At 63.6% G+C, this 3918-nt stretch carries 6 protein-coding genes; 3 read left to right on the forward strand and 3 right to left on the reverse strand.

Features of this window, described 5'->3' with window-relative positions; all coding sequences use genetic code 11:
• From JHD07_RS25185 to JHD07_RS25195, 3 genes are all read right to left on the reverse strand, one after another.
• The coding region (locus JHD07_RS25185) for a hypothetical protein (protein ID WP_291626950.1) at positions 1-302 on the reverse strand (302 nt) is incomplete at its 3' end.
• Positions 303-391: 89 nt separating this feature from the next.
• A complete protein-coding gene (locus JHD07_RS25190; protein WP_291626952.1) occupies positions 392-763 on the reverse strand; it encodes a DUF883 family protein in 372 nt (123 codons plus the stop codon).
• A 79-nt stretch (positions 764-842) separates the two neighbouring features.
• The gene (locus JHD07_RS25195; RefSeq protein WP_291626954.1) at positions 843-1955 is read right to left on the reverse strand and encodes an AI-2E family transporter; all 1113 of its coding nucleotides are present in this window, start codon (positions 1953-1955) and stop codon (positions 843-845) included.
• Positions 1956-2162: 207 nt separating this feature from the next.
• Here JHD07_RS25195 and JHD07_RS25200 point away from each other — a divergent pair, with 207 nt between their 5' ends.
• The 3 genes from JHD07_RS25200 to JHD07_RS39865 form a co-directional block, all read left to right on the forward strand.
• Positions 2163-2936 carry a L,D-transpeptidase gene (locus JHD07_RS25200; RefSeq protein ID WP_291626956.1) on the forward strand — a complete coding sequence of 258 codons (774 nt, stop codon included), beginning with the start codon at positions 2163-2165 and terminating at the stop codon, positions 2934-2936.
• Positions 2937-2952: 16 nt separating this feature from the next.
• Complete coding sequence (locus JHD07_RS25205) at positions 2953-3597, forward strand: DUF2865 domain-containing protein (protein WP_291626958.1); 645 nt, start codon at positions 2953-2955, stop codon at positions 3595-3597.
• Between the two features lie 194 nt (positions 3598-3791).
• On the forward strand, positions 3792-3918 hold a 127-nt coding region (locus JHD07_RS39865), incomplete at its 3' end, for a Thivi_2564 family membrane protein (protein ID WP_366865164.1).

Below are 3918 nucleotides of genomic sequence, written 5' to 3' on the forward strand. Positions count from 1 at the left end.
GCAATCACGCTCTGCGCGGCCGACTTGGCCGCGCGCTCGGCCGCGATCCGGGCGCGCGTCTGCACCTGGCGCTTGTAGCCCCAATAGGAGCCTGCCGCGGTCAGCGTCAGCAGGAAGAAGATGCCGGCGCCGGCAAGACAGGCCTGCACCGGGCCATATTTCTGCAGGACCGAGATGAAGGCGGCGGCACAAAGGAAGCCCGTCGTCACCAACAGCGCGAAGGCTGCGCCGGCGGCAAGGGAGGTCAGCCGGATCGTCGTGCCGGTGGATGCACTGATCCCGTCGATGATGCGCTGAAACATGGCCTTACTCCTCGATCACGGCGAGCCGCACGGTCACGGGCCGGCAGCGGCGACCCGCCGCCGACACGACCTCGATAGCGTTGGCGATCTTACCGGCGCCAGGCGGCGCCGATCAGAAAGCCGATGCCGAGCGCCAGTCCGACGGTCGCGAGCGGTCGCTGCGTGATCGCCTCTTCCAGCGTTTCCTCGATCGAGCCGTAGGCGTCGTGCGCAGCTTCCATCATCGCGCTGCTGCGCTCACTCATGTCGTCCATCGCGGAATCCACGTTTTCCCGGGCCTGCCGATAGCCGCGGCGGGCCTGCTTGCTGGTGGAATTGGCAAAGGTATTGATCGCATCGGTGATCTGGTCGGTGAGGGCGGCGATATCGCTTTTCACGGCTGCTACATCCTTCTCGAGGCGGTCTCGGGTGGCTTTGTCGGTCCAGTCTCTCATCCCGGCTTCGGCATTGGTCGTGGACATCGGAAACTCCGAGCTGTTCAAGGCTGAGATGGGCGGAGAACGTCTCGCCGCCCGGTAAGTTCCCTTTGGTGAAACCTGATCAGGCTTGCGGGAGCTGCGGCGAATTGTTCGGCAAGAGATGCTCCTTCAGGATCAGGGCGACGATCAGGAGTGGCGACGACAGAAACGCGCCCATCGGTCCCCACAACCAGGTCCAGAACGCCAGCGCAAGCAGCACGGCGAGCGCATTCAGCGCCAGACGTCGCCCGATGATCATCGGCGTGAGGAAATGTCCTTCCACAAAGGTGAGGCCGCTAAAGGCGAGCGCGGCCATCAGGCCGCCGCCGATGGTTGGAAATGCGATCAGTCCCACCACGACCAGGACCGCGAACATCGCCACGGGGCCGATGATCGGGATGAAGTTGAGCGTTGCCGCCAGTGCGCCCAGCCCGGCCGGATTGGGCATGCCAGTGAGCGCGCAGATCAGGCCGGTGCCAACACCGACACCGACATTGATGAGCGTGACGGTCAGCAGATAGTTGCCGAGATGCACCTCGATCTCGTTCAGGATCCGGAGCGTGCGCAGCCGCGCGTCATGATCACTGAAGGTCATGATCATGGCCCGCCGCAGGTCGCGCCAGCTCGCGATGAACAGGATCAGGGTGACGAAGAACAGCACGAATTCGGTAAACGTCGGTGACAGGAATTCCAGCGTCGGCTGCACCCACTCGATCTTCGGCATCTGAAGGCTCGGCAATCCTTCCGATCCGCCGAGCATGGCTTGCATCTCCCGCCACAGCGCAAGCGGACGGTCGAACACGTGCAGCTTGGCCTTCAGCTGCGCGCCGAGCTCCGGCAGGTGCGTGCTCCATTCCATGACCGGGGAAGCAATCAACGCAACGACGAAGGCGACCACCGCGGTTCCCGCGACCACGATCAGCACGGCGGCGACCGAACGGGGCACCCTCCAACGCTCGAGGAAGCTCGCCGCGGGCGACAGCATGGTGCCGATGACGAACGCCATCACCACCGGGAGGAAGAATGCCCTCCCGAGATAAAGCACGGCGGCGATGGCGATCAGGAGCAAGCCTGCGAGCGCGAAGGCGGTGAACTCGGTGCGCCGGATCAACGGCGGCAGCTCCTGACGGCCTTCAGGAAGCGGCTCGCCTTCACTGTTGCCGGAAATCAGACGTTCACTCGGAAGGACGCGCACGATATCTCTCCCGCCCGGAAGCCACCATCCGCGCGCCCATTATGAAAGGGAGAACGTATCAGCGAGCCGGCGGTTCCATCGCGGCTTCGTGAAGAGCCCCTCTCTTGACTGTGACCTCGCCGCCGCATGGCGCCCCGGAACTCGGATGCCGTCGGCGGAGTTTGTTGGCCAGCGCATCACCCTGATGCACAGATCACGGGGCAGCACATGACAACGTTCTCAGCAGTCCGTCGCAGCGTCTCTCCGCGCGCAGTAACCACGTTTGCCTTCACCACCGCCCTCCTCGCGCTATCCTTCGGGAGCGCCAGCGCGCAGACCCTCGGCTACCTGCCGACGCAGTCTCCGCTATACGCGCAGGACCAAGACTATTCTCAGGACGACCTCAACGAGGCTCCGCAGGCCGCCGACGAGGATGCCCAGTTGTCCGACCGTCTGCGCAAGCAGATCGTCAGCTTCGACAGAAGCGAGCCGGCCGGCACCATCGTCATCGATACCAACAATACCTATCTGTATTATGTGCTCGGCAACGGCCGCGCGATCCGCTACGGCGTCGGCGTCGGGCGCGAAGGCTTTACGTGGTCGGGCGTTCAGAGCGTCAGCCGCAAGGCCGAATGGCCGGACTGGCGTCCGCCGGCGGAGATGATCGCGCGCCAGCCTTATCTGCCGCGCTTCGTCGCCGGCGGACCCGGCAATCCGCTCGGTGCGCGCGCGATGTATCTCGGCTCGAGCCAGTACCGCATCCACGGCACGAACGATCCCTCCACTATCGGCAAGTTCGTCTCGTCCGGCTGCATTCGCATGACCAACGAGGACGTCACCGACCTGTTCAGCCGTGTCAATGTCGGCGCGAAGGTCGTAGTGCTGCCGAAGAACGCGCCGTTGATGGCGAGGGGCGGCGATGCCGTGCGCAAACGCCAGGCCGTGACGACGCTGCCATCGGGTCGGCAAGCGCTGAACATCACCACGTCGGCTGTGAACTGAGACTGTGCGGGGTCCTATGGCGAGACGGCTGATTGGTAAACTGGCTGGCGCAACGGTGGCTTTGGTCGTTGCTTCCACCGGGATGACGGTGGCGCCGTCGGCGCATGCGCAGGATTTCTTCTCGGGGCTGTTCGGCGGATTCCGAATGCGTCCGCCGCCGGAGATCCGTATGCCTTTCCCAACCGACGAGCGCTACGAGGTACCGCGCCAGCGTGCGTCCTACGGAGGCGGTACCGCCTATTGCGTGCGCAGCTGCGACGGCCGCTATTTCCCTGCACAAGGCAACGACGCCGAAAGCAAGGCGCAATCCTGCAAGAGCTTCTGTCCGGCTTCGGAAACCTCGCTGGTCTATGGCGGCAACATCGACGATGCCACGACCGCGAACGGAAAGTCGTATTCCGACCTGCCGAACGCGTTTCGTTATCGCACCGAGATGGTCTCCGGCTGCACCTGCAACGGCAAAGACCCGGTCGGGCTCGCATCCGTCAAGGCCGAGGAGGATCCGACCTTGCGCAAGGGCGACATCGTCGCCGGCGCCAATGGCCTTGTGGTTGCCAGCCGCAATGCCAACGACCGCCGCGGCGTCGCGATGAATTTCTCGCCGTTGCCGGATTCGGTGCGCGCCAGATTCCGCCAGGTCCCTGTGGTGGCGAAGGAGTAGGATGAACATTTCGAGAGGGTCGCGGCCGACAGCGTAGACGAGCGCGCCCTTCCGATCGAGTCACGACCGCAGACGGCACATTCTCTGCTTCAGGCAAGGAAATTTCTAGATTTTGCAGCAGGTTGCATGTATGGAACCTGCATTGGAGCGGCGCGTTGATAATACTGGATCAACCTGCCTAAAGGGGGGACTCAATGCTGGTCGGCGTACTCGTCACCTTCCTCGTCGTCATTCTCGTGCTTTATCTCATCAACATGCTGCCGATGGACGGTCGCGCCAAGCAGATCGCCCGCGTGATCGTGATCATCATCGGCATCGTAT

It is taken from the genome of Bradyrhizobium sp. (assembly GCF_016462955.1).
Taxonomy (GTDB): Bacteria; Pseudomonadota; Alphaproteobacteria; order Rhizobiales; family Xanthobacteraceae; genus Bradyrhizobium.